This is a genomic window from Streptomyces recifensis (assembly GCF_002154615.1).
Classification (GTDB): Bacteria; Actinomycetota; Actinomycetes; order Streptomycetales; family Streptomycetaceae; genus Streptomyces; species Streptomyces griseoluteus.
Genome location: NZ_MUNH01000893.1, coordinates 1 through 604, shown reverse-complemented (window position 1 = coordinate 604; position 604 = coordinate 1). Strand labels below are relative to the sequence as shown.

Sequence of the window (604 nt, the reverse complement as noted above, 5' to 3'; positions counted from 1 at the left end):
GCACCCGGCGGGGCTCAGCGACGACGAGGTCCGCGAGCATCTGCGGCTGCTGCTGTTCGCCGCGTACGAAACCACCGCCAACCTGCTGGCCAACGCGCTGCGCATGGTGCTGACCGAGCCGGGGTTCCGCGCCCGGCTCAACGGCGGCCAGATGACGGTGCCGGAGGCCATCGAGCAGTCGCTGTGGGACGAGCCGCCCTTCAGCACGGTCCTCGGCTACTACGCCAAGCAGGACACCGAGCTGGGCGGGCAGCGCATCCGGCGGGGCGACGGGCTGCTGTTCGCGCCCGCACCGGGCAACGTCGACCCGCGCGTACGGCCCGACCCGACCGCGCACATGAAGGGCAACCGGTCCCATCTCGCCTTCGGCGGCGGCCCGCACGAATGCCCCGGCCAGGACATCGGGCGGGCCATCGCCGACATCGGGGTGGAGGCCCTGCTGACCCGGCTGCCGGACATCCGGCTGGAGTGCGCCGAGGAGGATCTGCGCTGGCGGTCCTCCATCGCGTCCCGGCACCTGGTGTCGCTGCCGGTGCTGTTCGAGCCCAAGCCGAAGCAGGACGTCAACCGGGCGCCCAGCATGTCCTCCCTCCATCCGCACCGG

Annotated in this window: 1 protein-coding gene; it reads left to right on the top strand. The window is 72.5% G+C overall.

Features of this window, described 5'->3' with window-relative positions; translation table 11 throughout:
* Positions 1–604, top strand: a 604-nt coding sequence (locus CCN33_RS30655) for a cytochrome P450 family protein (RefSeq protein ID WP_140394782.1), incomplete at both ends; no start/stop codon positions are given.